The sequence below is a fragment of the Microcoleus sp. A003_D6 genome, assembly GCF_036702825.1.
Lineage (GTDB): Bacteria > Cyanobacteriota > Cyanobacteriia > Cyanobacteriales > Microcoleaceae > Microcoleus.
Map to the genome: position 1 here is coordinate 13,450 of NZ_JAUBWA010000060.1, position 15,412 is coordinate 28,861.

14 protein-coding genes are annotated in these 15,412 nt (G+C 45.2%); 11 read left to right on the forward strand and 3 right to left on the reverse strand.

Annotation, left to right across the window (positions count from 1 at the left end):
* Positions 1 to 182: 182 nt before the first annotated feature.
* A complete protein-coding gene (locus tag QUB70_RS17655; RefSeq protein WP_332982276.1) occupies positions 183 to 593 on the forward strand; it encodes a pre-16S rRNA-processing nuclease YqgF in 411 nt (136 codons plus the stop codon).
* 86 nt (positions 594 to 679) lie between these two features.
* Here QUB70_RS17655 and QUB70_RS17660 read toward each other — a convergent pair whose 3' ends face one another.
* The 3 genes from QUB70_RS17660 to QUB70_RS17670 form a co-directional block, all read right to left on the reverse strand.
* Positions 680 to 1,279, reverse strand: coding sequence for a hypothetical protein (locus tag QUB70_RS17660; protein WP_332982278.1), 600 nt, complete (start codon positions 1,277 to 1,279; stop codon positions 680 to 682).
* A gap of 139 nt (positions 1,280 to 1,418) precedes the next feature.
* Positions 1,419 to 1,844 (reverse strand): hypothetical protein, encoded by a 426-nt coding sequence (locus QUB70_RS17665; RefSeq protein WP_332982279.1) that lies wholly within the window; start codon positions 1,842 to 1,844, stop codon positions 1,419 to 1,421.
* Between the two features lie 436 nt (positions 1,845 to 2,280).
* On the reverse strand, positions 2,281 to 3,861 hold the full coding sequence (locus QUB70_RS17670) for a photosystem II high light acclimation radical SAM protein (protein ID WP_332982280.1): 1,581 nt from the start codon (positions 3,859 to 3,861) through the stop codon (positions 2,281 to 2,283).
* A gap of 376 nt (positions 3,862 to 4,237) precedes the next feature.
* Here QUB70_RS17670 and QUB70_RS17675 point away from each other — a divergent pair, with 376 nt between their 5' ends.
* The 10 genes from QUB70_RS17675 to QUB70_RS17720 all read left to right on the forward strand — a co-directional run bounded on the left by QUB70_RS17675 (position 4,238) and on the right by QUB70_RS17720 (position 15,272).
* Entirely contained in the window at positions 4,238 to 4,627 is a 390-nt protein-coding gene (locus QUB70_RS17675) for a DUF1830 domain-containing protein (protein ID WP_332982283.1), read from the forward strand.
* Between the two features lie 388 nt (positions 4,628 to 5,015).
* On the forward strand, positions 5,016 to 5,585 hold the full coding sequence (locus tag QUB70_RS17680) for a hypothetical protein (RefSeq protein WP_332982285.1): 570 nt from the start codon (positions 5,016 to 5,018) through the stop codon (positions 5,583 to 5,585).
* An 871-nt stretch (positions 5,586 to 6,456) separates the two neighbouring features.
* The gene (locus QUB70_RS17685) at positions 6,457 to 7,638 is read left to right on the forward strand and encodes a BMP family ABC transporter substrate-binding protein (protein ID WP_332982287.1); all 1,182 of its coding nucleotides are present in this window, start codon (positions 6,457 to 6,459) and stop codon (positions 7,636 to 7,638) included.
* Positions 7,639 to 8,081: 443 nt separating this feature from the next.
* Positions 8,082 to 9,368 (forward strand): RNA-guided endonuclease IscB, encoded by a 1,287-nt coding sequence (gene iscB, locus QUB70_RS17690; protein ID WP_332982288.1) that lies wholly within the window; start codon positions 8,082 to 8,084, stop codon positions 9,366 to 9,368.
* Between the two features lie 72 nt (positions 9,369 to 9,440).
* Positions 9,441 to 10,547: an ABC transporter permease gene (locus QUB70_RS17695; RefSeq protein ID WP_332982291.1), complete on the forward strand. Its 1,107-nt coding sequence runs from the start codon at positions 9,441 to 9,443 to the stop codon at positions 10,545 to 10,547.
* Between the two features lie 45 nt (positions 10,548 to 10,592).
* A complete protein-coding gene (locus QUB70_RS17700) occupies positions 10,593 to 11,519 on the forward strand; it encodes an ABC transporter permease (RefSeq protein ID WP_332982292.1) in 927 nt (308 codons plus the stop codon).
* A gap of 29 nt (positions 11,520 to 11,548) precedes the next feature.
* The gene (gene biuH / locus QUB70_RS17705; protein ID WP_332982294.1) at positions 11,549 to 12,238 is read left to right on the forward strand and encodes a biuret amidohydrolase; all 690 of its coding nucleotides are present in this window, start codon (positions 11,549 to 11,551) and stop codon (positions 12,236 to 12,238) included.
* 256 nt (positions 12,239 to 12,494) lie between these two features.
* On the forward strand, positions 12,495 to 14,084 hold the full coding sequence (locus QUB70_RS17710) for an ABC transporter ATP-binding protein (protein ID WP_332982296.1): 1,590 nt from the start codon (positions 12,495 to 12,497) through the stop codon (positions 14,082 to 14,084).
* 157 nt (positions 14,085 to 14,241) lie between these two features.
* Positions 14,242 to 14,604 (forward strand): cupin domain-containing protein, encoded by a 363-nt coding sequence (locus QUB70_RS17715; RefSeq protein ID WP_332982298.1) that lies wholly within the window; start codon positions 14,242 to 14,244, stop codon positions 14,602 to 14,604.
* The gene (locus QUB70_RS17720) at positions 14,595 to 15,272 is read left to right on the forward strand and encodes a cysteine hydrolase family protein (protein WP_332982300.1); all 678 of its coding nucleotides are present in this window, start codon (positions 14,595 to 14,597) and stop codon (positions 15,270 to 15,272) included. Before QUB70_RS17715 ends, QUB70_RS17720 begins: the two co-directional genes overlap by 10 nt.
* Positions 15,273 to 15,412 lie beyond the last annotated feature (140 nt).

Sequence of the window (15,412 nt, forward strand, 5' to 3'; positions counted from 1 at the left end):
CACGGATTCCCATGATGATATAATATGTCAATTCTGCAAAAAAGTCAAGTAAAATAAGTACGATCGCCCGCAAAGATTTTGAGACAGTCAAGAATGCAAGTATCAGATTAGATATAGGTTGGCGATTGAGTTGGCTGGCGCTCAAGCCCAACTACAAACTTATTAACTCAGAACTAATAAATATGATTTTAGGTTTCGATCCGGGTAAAGACAAGTGCGGCATCGCCGTGATGGGTAGAGATAAGAACCTCTGCTACCATCAAGTTGTGCTGTCCGACGAAGCAATATCTACGATTCAATCTTTGTGCAAACAGTTTCCGATTGAGTTATTAGTCATGGGAGACCAAACAACTTCTAAAAGTTGGAAACAAAAACTCAGTCAGAGTTTGTCGCCGGAGATCGAAATTGTTCGGGTTGACGAGAGATTCAGCAGTTTGGAAGCGAAGGATCGTTACTGGGAAATGTACCCTCCGACGGGTCTTTCTCGCTTGATTCCCCAGGGGATGCGGACTCCGCCGCGGCCTGTAGATGATATAGTGGCGATCGTCCTAATTGAAAGATATTTGAACAAACAGTTGACAGTTGACAGTTGACAGTTGACAGCGAGGTTTTCAAGCAAGTTCTAAAAACTTTGGGTTTCGTGCGAAATCCTATTTTTTACTAAATCAGTTAAATCTAGCTAATCTTGTTGAACCATCCAAACCAAAAATCCTAAAATTGTTTCCACAGGAAGCAATGGATAATCGGTGAGGTCGATCGTCACTGTGGTTCCTGAAAGCTTGAGAAAACGCCATTGAGTGCCGCTGCTGATACAACCGTAGATAGTTGCGATCGGGTGTTCTGCTGCTTCATTAAAGCGCTGTACCGCTACCATTTCAGCAATACATTGACCGATCCCTTCGTTCAAATCGGCTTTTTTTGCTTCCACAACTACGATCGCGGGCGCTTCTACTGTAAGCTGTTGGGGCGATCGGCTAATTAAAAAATCGACGTATCCGGTGAGATCGCAACTGGGGTCAACATTGAATTCCAGTCCCGAAAATAAACTGATTTGGCGCTTCATCAAGCGCCGGACTTCTTGCAAAACTGGGTAGACAATGGCTTCCGATCTGGCTTTTTCTGAATTAACTGCGATCGTCCAAGGCAAATCTTCTAATTCGCTACTCAATCTCGGACTGGGATTAATTGATTCTACCTCTGGAAAAAAGCGAGTTCCCTCCACAATAGTTAACTGAAAATCTTTTTTAGCTCTAGTAATTGTGAATTGACTGTAAGGCATAATCTGATATATTTTTTGGTAATACAGACTTTTATTCTTATAATTATGCCTGAATTAGAAAGAACATACAATTTTTTTGAGCTCAGCTAATAAAATACACCCTGAATTAATCCGATCGATTGTTGCATAACAGTTCGTGCTACTTGATGACAGCTTCGGTCAAAATTACCTTACCATTCTGTCGCACTTGCAGGCGTTGGGGGTTAATCGAATAGATAATATTGCCGTTAGTCGCTTCATAAGTTCCGTCGTCACCTGTTGTTACTTGCATGACATTGATTTGGCTGCCATTTATTTTGCTGAGGCCGCGGTAAAAAATATCGCCTTCCTGGGTTTTGCAAATATATATAGAAAAGTTGGCCGTTGCGAAAGATTGCACCATTTCGGCCCTCGGACATCCCTCAACTTGAGCAATTTGCAGCGGCGCTGAAGGCGGCAAACTCGAAAATGCGGGTTGATTTAGTGCTGTTGCTTCTGCTGAGGCGGTCAAAAAGCAGATCGCACTAATCCCAGCCATAACTAGACCTAATCCTTTAATGCCCTTAACTCTATTTTTATAAAACATCTTGTCACTCCTGGTTTTACCTATATAATTACATCTTAAGCGATATTTGCTTGAGCTGCGATTTTTCATAGACTTATTGCCTAAATTTTTGATAAATAGGTCAACCGCAGATGTCAGGCAGATAAACACAGATGAACGCAGATAATTTGAAGATTGTTGTCTAGTTTGGCGATCGGTCTAATGATTGGTCTAAGATTGATGATTGTAGTAAGAGTAGACTTGAATTGCTAAAGTCATTTTAATCAAATTTTAGGACGGGCTAGAAGCCCATCCCACAAGAAAAAATGTGGGATGGGCTTCTAGCCCGTCCTAATTATTTTTGCAATTCAAGTCTAGTTTCTGGGATTGAGATTTTTGAATAAAAAGGGAAGATCCGATACATTCTCCCTCCCATTCCCCTTTTTTTAGATTCAAATCCTTAGTGCGAACCTGGTAATTAATTAACTGCTGCTAACTGTTTGTCTTTGATTTCCACAGGCGCGGTTAATGCCTCTTCCAAATCCGCACAGCCTAGCTTTTCCTCCAAAATTGCCATCACTTCGCGGCCGAAATCATTGGAATTCCGCTGCCAAGCTTCTAAACAAATTTGTCCGAAAAATGAACCCAAAGGCTCGGGATTCCACAGCAATTTGCGCGCTGTCCAAGGCATCAAACTCATGGGATCGTAACCGGGTTGCAGAATCTCCTTTTTAAAGGCGTATTCTTCTAAAATAGTGTGCGGCTGCAACCCGATAAAGAAAATAGCTGGTTCTACTTTATCGACTCCGAAAATCCGCTCTAATTCTCGGTGATAAGCAATAGTTTGCCGGATGGTTTCAAAGGTTTCGTCAATGACGTTAAACGAGTAATTGACGGAAACTAAATCGTTGTAACCGGCTGCTTTTAAATCGCGGCAATTTTCCAAAACTACTCGCAAGTTGTAGCCCATCCGCATTTTCCGAACCAGTTCCTGGGAACCGCTGGTGATGCCGATTTCAAAGTAATTCATCCCCGTTTTTACCATCAAATCGCACAACTCTGGTGTGAGATTATCCGCACGGATGTAAGCGGCCCAGTGTATGTCTGTCATGCCGGCGGCGATGATTTTTTGCAATAATTCGATCGCGTCGTCGATGAATTTGCGTGCTGGGATAAATTGAGCGTCGGTAAACCAGAAATTGCGGATACCTCGATCGTACAATTGCCGGATCTCCGCCACCACCTCATCCGCCGGGTTGATCCGCACTTGCTTCCCTTCAATCACCGTATAAATGCAGTAACAGCAATTGTGAGGACAGCCGCGTTTGGTTTGGACTCCGACGTAGAAGTCCATATCCTGTAGATAATAGGAAAATTCCGGCCAAATCGTTTCGATGTAGTTGTAATCGCAGGCAGTTTTCTCGATGTTGCCTGGCTTTTCGTGAATTAGCCTCGCCCGCGGCACAGTTTCTCCCACCACATAACATCTTTCCTCGGCCAAATCTTCGCCTTTAATCAACTTCTCCAGCAAAGCTTCGCCTTCCCCCACGGAAACCACTGTTCCCGCCGGCAAACTGCGTCCCAACTGCTCGTAAAACACGCTCACAGCACCGCCACCGACCACTGCACGAGCTTCCGGGCGGTATTTCCGGGCCCGCTTCAATCCGCGCTTAACCAGTCCCAAATTGCGCCAGAGTTCGGTATAGTAAGACGCGGCTAAACGCAGTCCTCCAAATGCTCCCCGCATTTTTATTAGGGGATTGTTGGCGTAATAAAATTCAAAGGCATTTTGCAGCGGGTTGCCGCCCCGGCCGCCCACGGGTGCGTAAATTTGAATGTCCCGCCAAGAGAAAACCAGCAGCGTCGGCTTAAACTCGTCTATGCTGGCATCCAAAGCTTTAGCGAAATCTAGGGGCGGCACTGCACCTAAATCGAAAATGCGCTGTTCGACATCGGGAAACAGCTTGTGTACGTGATCCGAAAGATACACAACTCCGATCGGGAAAATCGGATTGCAAGGGAGGCGAACGTACAGGACTCGGTTTTCTCGGCTTTCCATGATTGCTATATCCTAAACTGGAACTTTTTCTACTATGTTAATATTCTTTTAATATAACTTTACAATCCATCTAATTTTCGCAATTTGACATTAAATCTTCTTAAAATTTTTAAAACAGGCTAAAAGCCTAGCATTTTGGTTTAGATCGGCGACAGCAGCAGAAAAAAGTTAATTTTTAAGTAAATACAGCATATTTTGACTTAAAATCCAAGCTGGAAGTCAAAAAGCCGATATTTATCCGGCTAAATTGAAATTTTCGCGCGATCGGTCTCTAATGTGTTAGGGAGTTGGTAGTCGGCTTTACAGTAGGCTGGGATCGCCTAGTGTTAGCCTGAGAAGATAACTAAAACTTTTAGGCAAGGCTCCCTCAGCAGTTATGGCTCAAATTCTTGACCCCCTACCCTCAGACACCGACAGCAAGATTCTGTGCTGCTACGTCAACGCCACCAGCCAGATTCAGATTGCTCGCATCTCCAACATTCCTAACTGGTATTTTGAACGAGTGGTGTTTCCCGGACAGCGCTTAGTGTTTGAAGCGATGCCGGCCTCCGCATTGGAAATTCACACCGGGATGATGGCTAGTGCAATTTTGTCGGATACCATTCCTTGCGATCGCTTGCAGATTAACGAAGGCCCCTATTCAAACGTCAATCCTAGCAGATCCCGAGGGGAAGTTCAGGGCGATCGAACAGCAACGGCCGGTCGCCCCAAATCCCGAGAAATATCAGAACCTTTGACTGTACCGGCACTAACGGCCGTCGATTAATCGAAGTTGTGAGTTTTGAGTTATAAATTGTCAGTAAATTGATAACTCCGCGCTCAAAATTCCAACTTCAGCAAAGCGTTAAAAACTCAACAGTTAAGAATCAAAGTTTCTGAAATAAATTTTAGATCGAAACTCCCGACTGCAAAGATTGTCCGGTTTTTCCTATTTCCCTGAGTTTTGTTGGCGGGTTCGACAACTGTGCAAAAATATCCTTAAACAGCTTCTCGAATTTCAGCCATGTCAGCACAACCGATCGCACTTACCAGAAAGAATTGGTTTAAAGCCGGAACCCCGATCGGGAGAAATTAAAAGAAGACGATTCATGACTCCAATCCTCTTCCTTCTTTTGTCAAGTGCTGTCAACTGTCAACTGTCAACTGTCAACTGAATGAACCCATCTTCGGCCCCAGTATTTGAGCCGGCGGTATTCCGGCTTTCTCCCCTGATTAGAATCACGCTGTTGAGCTTGTACGCAGCCCTGACAGTTCCGTTACCGTTTTTGTCGGCAGCAACCAAAGCACCGGTTCCCCCCGCCGCACTCTGGGCGGCAATTGTTGTCGGCGCTGTGGGCCTGTACGGCGTGCTAGGTGAAAGGGTAATTTTGAGCGAGGAAGGGATTCAAGTCACATATCCCAACTGGTTTCCGCGTTTGTTTCGCAAGGGTTGGTCGCTACCTTGGACTGAGGTAAAAGCTCTCAAACCTCGATCGACCGGTCAAGGAGGTTTAGTTTACTATTTTTTGAGTCATTCGGGTGAAGGTTATTTGTTGCCAATGCGGGTGGCTGGATTTGCTAAATTAGTCAGTTTGGTGGAAGCAAAAACAGGTATTGATACTAGAGATGTTCGCCCTTTGTCGCAGCCTTGGATGTATCTTATTTTGCTCTTCTGTACGCTGCTTCTGCTGTTGGTGGATGCGTGGACGATTGTAAATGCGATCGGGCTCAAAGGCAATCTGTAATATTATCTCCGGTACAACTCACATCTTGCACCATTCTCCCTTAACAGGCTTTCCGGCTTGTGAAGCGAGAAAATTCACTCTTCGCTTCACAGACCGGAAAGCCAGTTCGTAAAAAGCTTATTGAGAATGGTGCAACATCTCCGGTACAATAGACCTCTTGCAAAAATAACTAGGACGGGCTCTCCGGCCCATCCCACAAAATTTTTTTTCTTGTGGAATGGGCCGGAGAGCCCGTTCCAAAATTTGATTAAAAGGACTTTTGCAAGAGGTCTAATAACCGTTATAGAGTTGGTAGTGAAGACTTCAGTCCTCATAAAACTTGCTCGGATTATTGACTTTTATTAGAAATCAATGACTGTTTTTCGGATTTTGTAACATCGATTTCTATTGTTTTTGATTCAGCCTCGACTTATTTTTACGTTGCGTCCAAGACTGAAAAGCTAGTTGCGTGCCAGAACTAAAAAAATATTTTTTGTTTGTGGTGAACATTATTGTTGAATTTTGTTTGTATCGAACTTTTTGGGAGGCAATTTTGCTAAAAATATTAAGTTTTTATAAAAAAACATACTGCTAAAAGTAATTGGGCTAAAATAAACAGCATTGATTTTAGGGTATTAGACTTCCCAAACACAAAATTTCCAGCAAAAACTAATTTTATATTAGAATTAGTTGGCTTTTATCATGTATCTTTTACATTCAATTCAAGATGTAATTGGAATGTAAATAGTTATTGGCGCATTTAATCTCATTGTTGAATAGCTAGACTAAAAGCTGAGAAATTTAGCGTGAAGATATAGCAATTACCAGCAAGTATAAGCGTTAAAGCTTAGCTAGGAATTCCTCTTAAAGACTTTTAGTGAGAACATAGAGAATGAGTACCAAAAAGTCATTGTTTATACCTCGGCGTCAAGTAATTCGCGGGATTTTATCTACTACAGCGTTTGCAGTCACATCGCGCCTTTGGACTGGATGTACTCCTGCTAAAGAGGTTCAAGCAAACTCGGCTGGCAAAGATAAGCCAATTGTGATGGGATTTATTTATGTTGGCCCCAAAGATGACTACGGCTACAATCAAGCCCAAGCCGAAGGGAACGCTGGGGTTTCAAAATTAGCCTGGGTAAAAACCGTAGAGGAAGCAAATGTTCCTGAAACTACGGCGGTACAAGAAACCATGAGGAACATGATCGAACAGGATGGGGCAACGGTGCTGTTCCCTACGTCCTTCGGGTACTTTGACCCGCATATTCTGAAACTGGCAAAGGATTACCCGGAGGTACAATTCTTCCACTGCGGTGGACTTTATCAAGAAGGTAAACATCCAAATAACGTTGGCAGCTATTTTGGCTACATAGATGAGGGTGAGTACGTAGCAGGCATTGTTGCCGCCCACGCTTCCAAAACCGGAAAATTAGGATTTATTGCTGCTAAACCCATACCGCAAGTATTACGCAATATCAATAGCTTTACCTTGGGGGCACGTAGCATTAAGCCAGAAGTTACAACTCAGGTGATTTTTACAGGAGATTGGTCTTTGCCTGTTAAAGAAGCTGATGCTGCTAATAGTATGGCTGACCAGGGTATTGATGTAATTACCTGTCACGTAGATAGCCCCAAAGTAGTGATGGAAACGGCTGAGAAACGAGGCATTTTCTGTACTGGCTACCATGCGAGTCAAGCCCAACTTGCGCCCAAAGGATATTTAACAGGTGCGGAGTGGGACTGGACGAATGTCTATTCTAAGTATGCTGAAATGCTTAATGCTGGCAAGACGCTAATGAACGGAGGCATTCCCCATTTAGTACGCGGTGGTTTGAAGGATGGTTTTTTGAAGCTGTCGCCCTACGGTAGCGCCGTAACGGCAGAAGCGAAAAAGGATGCTGATGCTGCTAAGAGTAAGTTTCAAGATGGCAGCATGGTCATTTATAAGGGGGAAATAAAAGATAACACCGGGAAAGTTGTGATTGCTCAAGGTAAGGATTACAAGCAGCAAGACGCAGAACTAGAAAAGATGAATTGGCTGGCATCAGGCGTCATCGGCAAAGTTACGAGTTAATTAGCTGATGTGCATTCAATTCAAAATTGTCTAGCGGACAACTTAAACGCTGATTAGCTTAGTAGGGGCGAGCAGGTTTGCCCCTACAAACCCCTTCCTTTCGCTAAGAAAGTATTTCACGCCTGTCGGCAACCGCTATACAAGGAAGTTTTTAATTCAACACTGATTATTTTCTTAGTAATTCATCTTTTATTCTGGTAAACTACCCGCCGCTAATTCGGAGTACCGAATCTAGCGGGGGCTTTTAAGAGAAGCCCAGAGTTTACCCGACTAAGTACCTTGTGTACTTCGTTTTAGAAGCCATCACACCTACGGATACGAAGCCAGTCTGTAGCTCTGTGGTCAACGATTAAACAGACATATCGGGTCGAAGTCAGTGTCGTTGACGCGACAAACTTCTAAAACATTGTCAAGGCTAACATTACCCGCAAGGAGACTCACTCGTGAGTAAAGTTTTCGTTCTGGACACCAACAAACAGCCTCTCAATCCTATTCATCCAGGTAGAGCGAGAATGCTGTTAGCTCAAGGGAAAGCTGCTGTACTTCGCCGCTATCCCTTCACACTAATACTGAAAGAGGAGGTGTTAAATTCTCAAGTTGAACCACTCCAAATAAAGATCGATCCGGGTGCCAAAACCACTGGAATAGCGCTGGTCAACGAGACCACAGGCGAAGTTGTTTGGATAGCTGAACTACAACATCGTGGCTTCCAAATTCGGGATGCTTTAACTTCACGCCGTCAATTACGACGGTCACGCCGTAACCGTAAGACGCGATATCGCAAACCACGCTTTCTCAACCGCACTAGACTAAAGGGTTGGCTACCACCCTCTTTAAACAGTCGCGTTGCTAATATTTTGACTTGGGTTAAACGACTATCTGCACTGTGTCGAATTACTGCCATTTCTCAAGAATTGGTCAGATTTGACACACAACAGATGGAAAGCTCCGAAATTAGCGGGGTTGGTTATCAACAAGGAACTTTAGCCGGATACGAAATTCGTGAGTTTCTTCTTTCCAAGTTGAACAGAACTTGTGCTTACTGCGGTGTAAAAGACACCCGACTTGAGATTGAACATATTCAACCTCGGTCAAAAGGAGGTTCAAACCGAGTCAGCAACCTGTGTTTAGCCTGTGTCCCTTGTAATCAGAAAAAGGGTAATCAGGATATCAAAGACTTTCTCAAAGGTAAACCTGACTTGCTCAAACGAATCTTGGCACAAGCTAAAAAACCCTTGGCTGATACGGCAGCCGTTAATGCGACCCGATGGAATCTGTACGAAAACCTCAAAAAAACAGGCTTACCTGTTGAAGTTGGCACAGGGGGTCGCACAAAGTACAACCGCACGATTCGAGGTTTAGACAAGACGCATTACTGGGACGCGGCTTGCGTGGGAGCATCTACTCCAGAACGGTTAATCACAAAGGTCGTCAAGCCCTTACTGATTGCAGCTAAAGGGCATGGAACCCGTCAGCAATGCCGCACAGACAAGTTTGGTTTTCCAGTTCGTTATTGTTCTCGAACCAAATTCCACAAAGGTTTTCAGACAGGTGACATTGTAAAAGCCAATGTTACCTCTGGGAAGAAGGTTGGGACTTACGTGGGTCGAGTAGCTACTCGTGCCACTGGAAGTTTCAACATCTCAACAACCGATGGGCTAGTTCAAGGAATTAGTCACAAATACTGCATACACATTCACAAAAAGGATGGCTACGCTTATGTTGCCTAGACCCCGCCCCCCTTTTCCTCCCACCACCAATCTGGGTACAGATATGGTGGGGGTTTCCAAGGGGGAAGAAAGATGATTAACCGTCAAAACTGGCGTACAACTTTGGAAGCGGTTTGTATCCCGATCGCCGCCATCGTCTTCTCATTGGCATTGTTTGGAATTTTTTGTGCGGCAGCGGGATCTAATCCCTTTGGTGTCTATGCCTCAATCTACAAAGCAGCGTTTGGCAGTTGGCATTCCTTCCAAAACACCCTGATCAGGGCTGCACCGTTGATGTTGAGTTCCTTGTGCACGGCTTTGCCTGCCCGTTTGGGGTTAATGATTATCGGCAACGAAGGCGCTTTAGTAGTTGGGGGTCTGGGGGCTGTAGCCGCTGGACTGGCTTTATCTTCTGCACCGCCGACGTTAGTTCAAATTGCAATGGCGATCGCAGGAATTGTCTGTGGAGGTGTGTGGATTGGTGCAGTGGGAGCTTTGCGCTATTACCGGGCAGTGAATGAGACAATTAGCAGCTTGTTGTTGAACTATATTGCGATCGCCCTGCTGAATCATTTAGTCGGCGGCGTGATGCGCGACCCCAGCAGCGTCAATAAAATTTCTAGTTACCCGATTCCTGATGTGAATATGTTGGGAAATATTCCAGGAACCCGCGTTCACTACGGTCTAATTTATGGGTTGGTGGCTTGTGCGATCGCCTACTTCCTGATCCAGCGCACTACCTTTGGCTTTGCAGCTAGAACCGCAGGAGGTAACATCCGCGCTGCTCGAATTGCCGGACTTCCTGTAGGCAAGTTGACAATGGCAATCTGTTTCCTAGCTGGCTCTTGTGCGGGTTTGGCAGGCATGGTGGAAGTCGCCGCCGTGCACGGTCGAGCTAACGAATCACTTAATGCTAACTATGGCTACAGCGGTATCTTAGTCGCATTCATTGCTCGACACAACCCTCTTGCTGCCACTATTGTGGCAATTCTGCTTGGCGGCATTCTTGCTAGTGGCGGCATCTTGCAACGGGCACACGGACTGCCGGATGCAACGGTTTTAGTGTTCCAAGGGTTGGTCTTTTTGGTAGTTCTGTTTAGCGAATCGCTCTACGGACGTTTGCCATTTTTCAAAGAACGGTCAACCGATCGCCCTCAGCAGCCACCTTCTAGCGAGCAGCCATCAGTAGCCACTGTCTAACTAAGCAATACGTTAAGCCAAAATCTCAAATCGGAGGAGTCCACAATGGCAGCAGAAGTATTAGGTTGGTGGGGAGTACCTTTAGGTATTTTAGCAGGAACTTTGCGGGGTAGCGCTCCGTTTCTGTTCGTAAGTTTGGGCGAATGCCTGACTGAAAAAAGCGGCAAGATTAATTTGGGATTAGAAGGGACACTGTTAACGGGTGCGATGAGTGCCTATGCTATTTCTTATCTGACTGGATCGCCTTGGTTAGGTGTTTTAGCCGCTGGTATAGCTGGCATGGTACTAGGTTGTATCCACGCTTGGCTGTGCGTACAACCAAAAGTAAACGACGTTGCCGTAGGCATCGCCATGATTATTTTTGGTAGCGGCATTGCTTTCTTTTTTGGCAAACCTTTTATTCAACCAAGTGCCCCCCAGTTGCCTAGTTTACCTCTGGGTGCTTGGAGTCATCTGCCTCCGGTGCAATCAGCGCTACAAATTTGTCCCCTATTTTTGTTAGGTGTAGCGATCGCCCCTTTAATGCAGTGGTTTTTTAAATCAACTCGCTGGGGGTTATTTATTCGTGCAGTTGGGGATAGTCCCGATGCTGCAAAAGCAATGGGAATCTCCATTAATAAAGTTCGGATGCTCTGCATTATCGCAGGCAGTTTCTTAGCTGGAATTGGTGGTGCTTATTTATCTCTTTACTATCCCGGTAGTTGGACAGAACGCATCTCTAGCGGTCAAGGACTAATGGCGGTAGCGCTGGTAATTTTCGCCCGTTGGAATCCAGTTCAGTGCTTATACGCCTCGTTGCTCTTTGGGGGAGCGCAGGCGATCGGCCCCGCTTTGCAATCAGTAGGAGTAGATTCCTATTACTACTTATTCAATGCTTCGCCCTACATCCTGACGCTGGCGATCATGATTATTACTTGTTCGCCGAAACGAACTTTGACAGGCGCGCCTGGATCTTTAGGAACTAACACGTAAAACAGGAATTTATCGCAAGGAAGATCAACATGGGACGTTTTGTAGAAGCTGAACCATATCCTTATCCTTACAATGGCGATTTGCGGCCAGAAAATACGGTGTTGCTGATAATTGATATGCAAATTGATTTCTGCGGCATTGGTGGATATGTTGATAAGATGGGCTACGATTTGTCACTGACTCGCGCTCCTATTGAGCCGATCGAGCGAGTCTTAGAAGTCGCGCGGGCGAAGCACTTCCATATCATGCACACCCGCGAAGGACACCGCCCCGACTTGGCAGATTTACCAGAAAACAAGCAGTGGCGATCGCGCCAAATTAACGCCGGAATTGGCGATCCCGGCCCCTGCGGCAGAATTTTAGTTCGAGGTGAAGCAGGGTGGGAAATCATTCCAGAACTCGCGCCTTTGCCTGGAGAAGCAGTGATTGACAAGCCGGGAAAAGGTTCGTTTTATGCTACGGATCTAGACCTGTTACTGAAACGCAAAGGCATTCAAAATATTGTCTTGGCTGGCATTACAACCGATGTCTGCGTGCATACCACAATGCGAGATGCAAACGATCGCGGTTATGAATGTTTGCTTTTGTCTGACTGTACGGGCGCAACAGATTATGGCAACCATCTGGCGGCACTTAAGATGATCCAGATGCAGGGAGGAGTGTTTGGAACTGTTGCTGATTCAGAAGCATTTATCAAAGCTTTAAATGATGAATTTTGAGGAAAAAGTTAAGTTAGATAGTGTCGGGTTGCATGGGTAGTGTAAGAGTGATGTGAAAATTTATCTGTAGGAATCAGGGGTTAAATTTTAACCGCAGATAAAAACAGATTAACGCAGATGAACGCAGATAAGAAGGCAGATATTACCAGAGGTGAGATTAATACTTCAAAGATTGAAATGAGCCCTGCGCTCTAACTAAAAGTTTAAATCTCATAAGTAGCCGATAAGCTGGAAACTTTACAGGGGAGACAAAAACATGACGGAAGTAACTGATTCTATAGATCGAAAATCAGCACTGGAAACTCACAACTCAAAATCCCAAACTCAAAACATTCTTCAACCACCAGAACTAAAGGTGGTTAACATGACTAAGCGGTTTGGCACCATGACTGCTCTTGATAGCGTCTCAATGACGTTGAAATCAGGGACGTTTCATGCTTTGCTGGGTGAGAACGGAGCCGGCAAAAGTACCCTGGTTAAATGTGTGATGGGTTTCTATACTCCTACTTCCGGCAAAGTCTTGATTGATGGACAGGAAAGTGCGATCGCAAGTCCTCGCGACGCTCATAAGTACGGCATTGGCATGGTTTACCAGCACTTTACCTCTGTGCCTGCGATGACTGTAGCGGAAAATCTGGTTTTGTCCCGCTTTGATAGCCCCAATTTGATTAACTGGAAAGCCGAGTACGAGCTGTTAAAGGCTTTTATGAAAACTGCTCCTTTCCAAGTTCCTCTAGATACCCCGATCTTTCAATTAGCTGCGGGGGAAAAACAAAAGCTAGAAATTCTCAAACAGATATATCTTCAGAGTCGGATCTTGATTCTGGACGAACCCACTTCTGTGCTTACTCCGCAGGAAGCCGATGAGGTTTTAGGTTTACTGCGCGCAGAAGTTACTGCCGGAAGATTAAGCGTGTTAATTATCAGCCACAAATTCCGGGAAGTGATGGCGTTTTGCGATAGCATCACGGTGCTGCGTAAAGGGAAGTTTGCAGGTCAGGGTTTGGTAAAGGATCTGACTGTCTCGGATATGTCGGAAATGATGATGGGTGAAAGGCGCGAGCCAAAACAAGTTGAAAAGACAGCCCCCCCAACGACTATTCCTGTCCTTGAAGTTAAAGACCTTCATGCCAATAAAGACAACGGTATGGAGGTATTGACAGGAGTAAACCTGACAGTTCACAGCGGCGAAATTGTTGGGATTGCAGGTATCTCAGGCAACGGTCAGCGGGAACTGGTGGAGGTGTTGGCAGGTCAGCGTTCTGCTACAGGTGGAGATGTGCTGGTCAATGGCGAAGTTTATACGGCAACACGAGCCGAAATGTTTAAACATCAGGTTTTTGCACTACCAGAAGAACCCCTTCACAATGCTTGCGTACCACACATGAGTGTGGCAGAAAATTTAGCCCTGCGGACGTTTGACCGCCCTCCTCAAGCTAAAGCAAGTATCTTACTGATCCTGAAAGAAATTAGGCAGGCGGCTAAGAGCTTAATTAATACTTTCAAAATTAAAACGCCTTCGCCAGATACCCCTATAGGCAATCTGTCGGGGGGAAATGTACAGCGCACAGTGCTAGCGCGGGAACTCTCCGCCGAACATATTAAGTTACTAATTGCCGCGAATCCTTGCTTTGGTCTTGATTTTGCTGCTGTGGAGTACATTCACGGTCAGATTGTTGAGGCTCGCAACCGAGGGGTAGCTGTGTTGCTGGTGAGCGAAGATTTGGATGAACTGCTGAAATTGTCCGATCGGGTTTTGGTAATCAGTGGCGGGAATTTTACTTATGAAAGTGCGATCGCAGATGCAGATTTTGTTCAAATCGGTAAGAGTATGGCAGGACACTAATCAATTTTGGAATACCTTTGACCAATAATTTCTTGATGGTACCCGCCACGTGATTTATCCGTGGAATCAATCCAAAATCTCAAATCTAAAATCCTCAAGCCCCCGCATTTATCCGTGGGGTCGCCTCCAAAATCTCAAATCTCAAATCTAAAATCGAATGACTGAATTACTGAAGCAAACTTTGCTCCTTAAGGATTTACCTAATATCGCGGCGTGGCAGAATGAGTTGGCTTGGCAACCATTTCGCGATGGGGTGGAAATCTACCGACTTTATGGTGATAACGAAAGTGGATCGGCTGCTGCTCTACTGCGGTATGAGCCGGGAGCGAGTGTCCCAAGGCACACGCATACTGGTTTTGAACATATTTATGTACTCAGTGGATCGCAAACTGACCAGAATGGCGAACACCAAGCCGGAACCTTTGTCATTAACCTGCCTAACAGTAACCACAGTGTAGTCAGTCAAGCTGGTTGCATAGTTCTAGTAATTTGGGAAAAACCGATATCGCTATGGTCTTAATATCTGCCCAACCTTATGATTATGAACTGCCAGTATCTGGCGGTGTGGCTTTGGTTATCATCGATATGCAGCGAGATTTTTTGGAGCTTGGGGGATTTGGTGAAGCTTTAGGCAATGATGTCAGCCAACTACAGGCGATCGTGCCAACGGTAAAGCAGTTGTTAGAGGTATTTCGCGATCGCCATCTCCCGATTGTTCACACTATTGAAGGTCATCAACCCGACCTTTCTGATTGTCCTCCATCTAAGCAAAAGCGGGGTCAAAGTAAACTGAAAATTGGCGATCGAGGCCCAATGGGACGAATTTTAATTTTGGGTGAACCGGGCAATTCAATTATCTCAGAATTGACACCTAAGCCTGATGAAATAGTAATTAATAAACCAGGTAAGGGCGCTTTTTATCACACTAATTTGGAATTAATACTCCGTGAAAAAGCGATTACTCACCTAATTTTTACTGGAGTCACGACTGAGGTTTGCGTTCAAACAACTATGCGCGAGGCTAACGATCGGGGGTTTGAATGTTTACTCGTTGAGGATGCTACAGCTAGCTACTTTCCACAGTTTAAACAGAGCGCGATCGATATGATTCGCGCCCAAGGCGGTATTATTGGTTGGACTGCAAAGGCTGAAGTAGTAATACAAGCTTTGGAAAAATCGCAGCCTTAAATTAAAAAACTGTCGGCTATCCCGGATGTTTGGGGTAAAAAGCAGTGGCTGATATATTTTTTCGGGACAGGCAAGATGCCTGTTCCACAAAGAAGAGACCTCTGGGTTTGGGGCGGCTTGTCACCCCTCCAGATGTGGAA

Bases quoted from the DNA above. Each gene is read 5' to 3' on its own strand.
- QUB70_RS17655 (WP_332982276.1), top strand. From the start codon at position 183: ATGATTTTAGGTTTCGATCCGGGTAAAGACAAGTGCGGCATCGCCGTG.
- QUB70_RS17660 (WP_332982278.1), bottom strand. From the start codon at position 1,279: ATGCCTTACAGTCAATTCACAATTACTAGAGCTAAAAAAGATTTTCAG.
- QUB70_RS17665 (WP_332982279.1), bottom strand. From the start codon at position 1,844: ATGTTTTATAAAAATAGAGTTAAGGGCATTAAAGGATTAGGTCTAGTT.
- QUB70_RS17670 (WP_332982280.1), bottom strand. From the start codon at position 3,861: ATGGAAAGCCGAGAAAACCGAGTCCTGTACGTTCGCCTCCCTTGCAAT.
- QUB70_RS17675 (WP_332982283.1), top strand. From the start codon at position 4,238: ATGGCTCAAATTCTTGACCCCCTACCCTCAGACACCGACAGCAAGATT.
- QUB70_RS17680 (WP_332982285.1), top strand. From the start codon at position 5,016: ATGAACCCATCTTCGGCCCCAGTATTTGAGCCGGCGGTATTCCGGCTT.
- QUB70_RS17685 (WP_332982287.1), top strand. From the start codon at position 6,457: ATGAGTACCAAAAAGTCATTGTTTATACCTCGGCGTCAAGTAATTCGC.
- QUB70_RS17695 (WP_332982291.1), top strand. From the start codon at position 9,441: ATGATTAACCGTCAAAACTGGCGTACAACTTTGGAAGCGGTTTGTATC.
- QUB70_RS17700 (WP_332982292.1), top strand. From the start codon at position 10,593: ATGGCAGCAGAAGTATTAGGTTGGTGGGGAGTACCTTTAGGTATTTTA.
- biuH (WP_332982294.1), top strand. From the start codon at position 11,549: ATGGGACGTTTTGTAGAAGCTGAACCATATCCTTATCCTTACAATGGC.
- QUB70_RS17710 (WP_332982296.1), top strand. From the start codon at position 12,495: ATGACGGAAGTAACTGATTCTATAGATCGAAAATCAGCACTGGAAACT.
- QUB70_RS17715 (WP_332982298.1), top strand. From the start codon at position 14,242: ATGACTGAATTACTGAAGCAAACTTTGCTCCTTAAGGATTTACCTAAT.
- QUB70_RS17720 (WP_332982300.1), top strand. From the start codon at position 14,595: ATGGTCTTAATATCTGCCCAACCTTATGATTATGAACTGCCAGTATCT.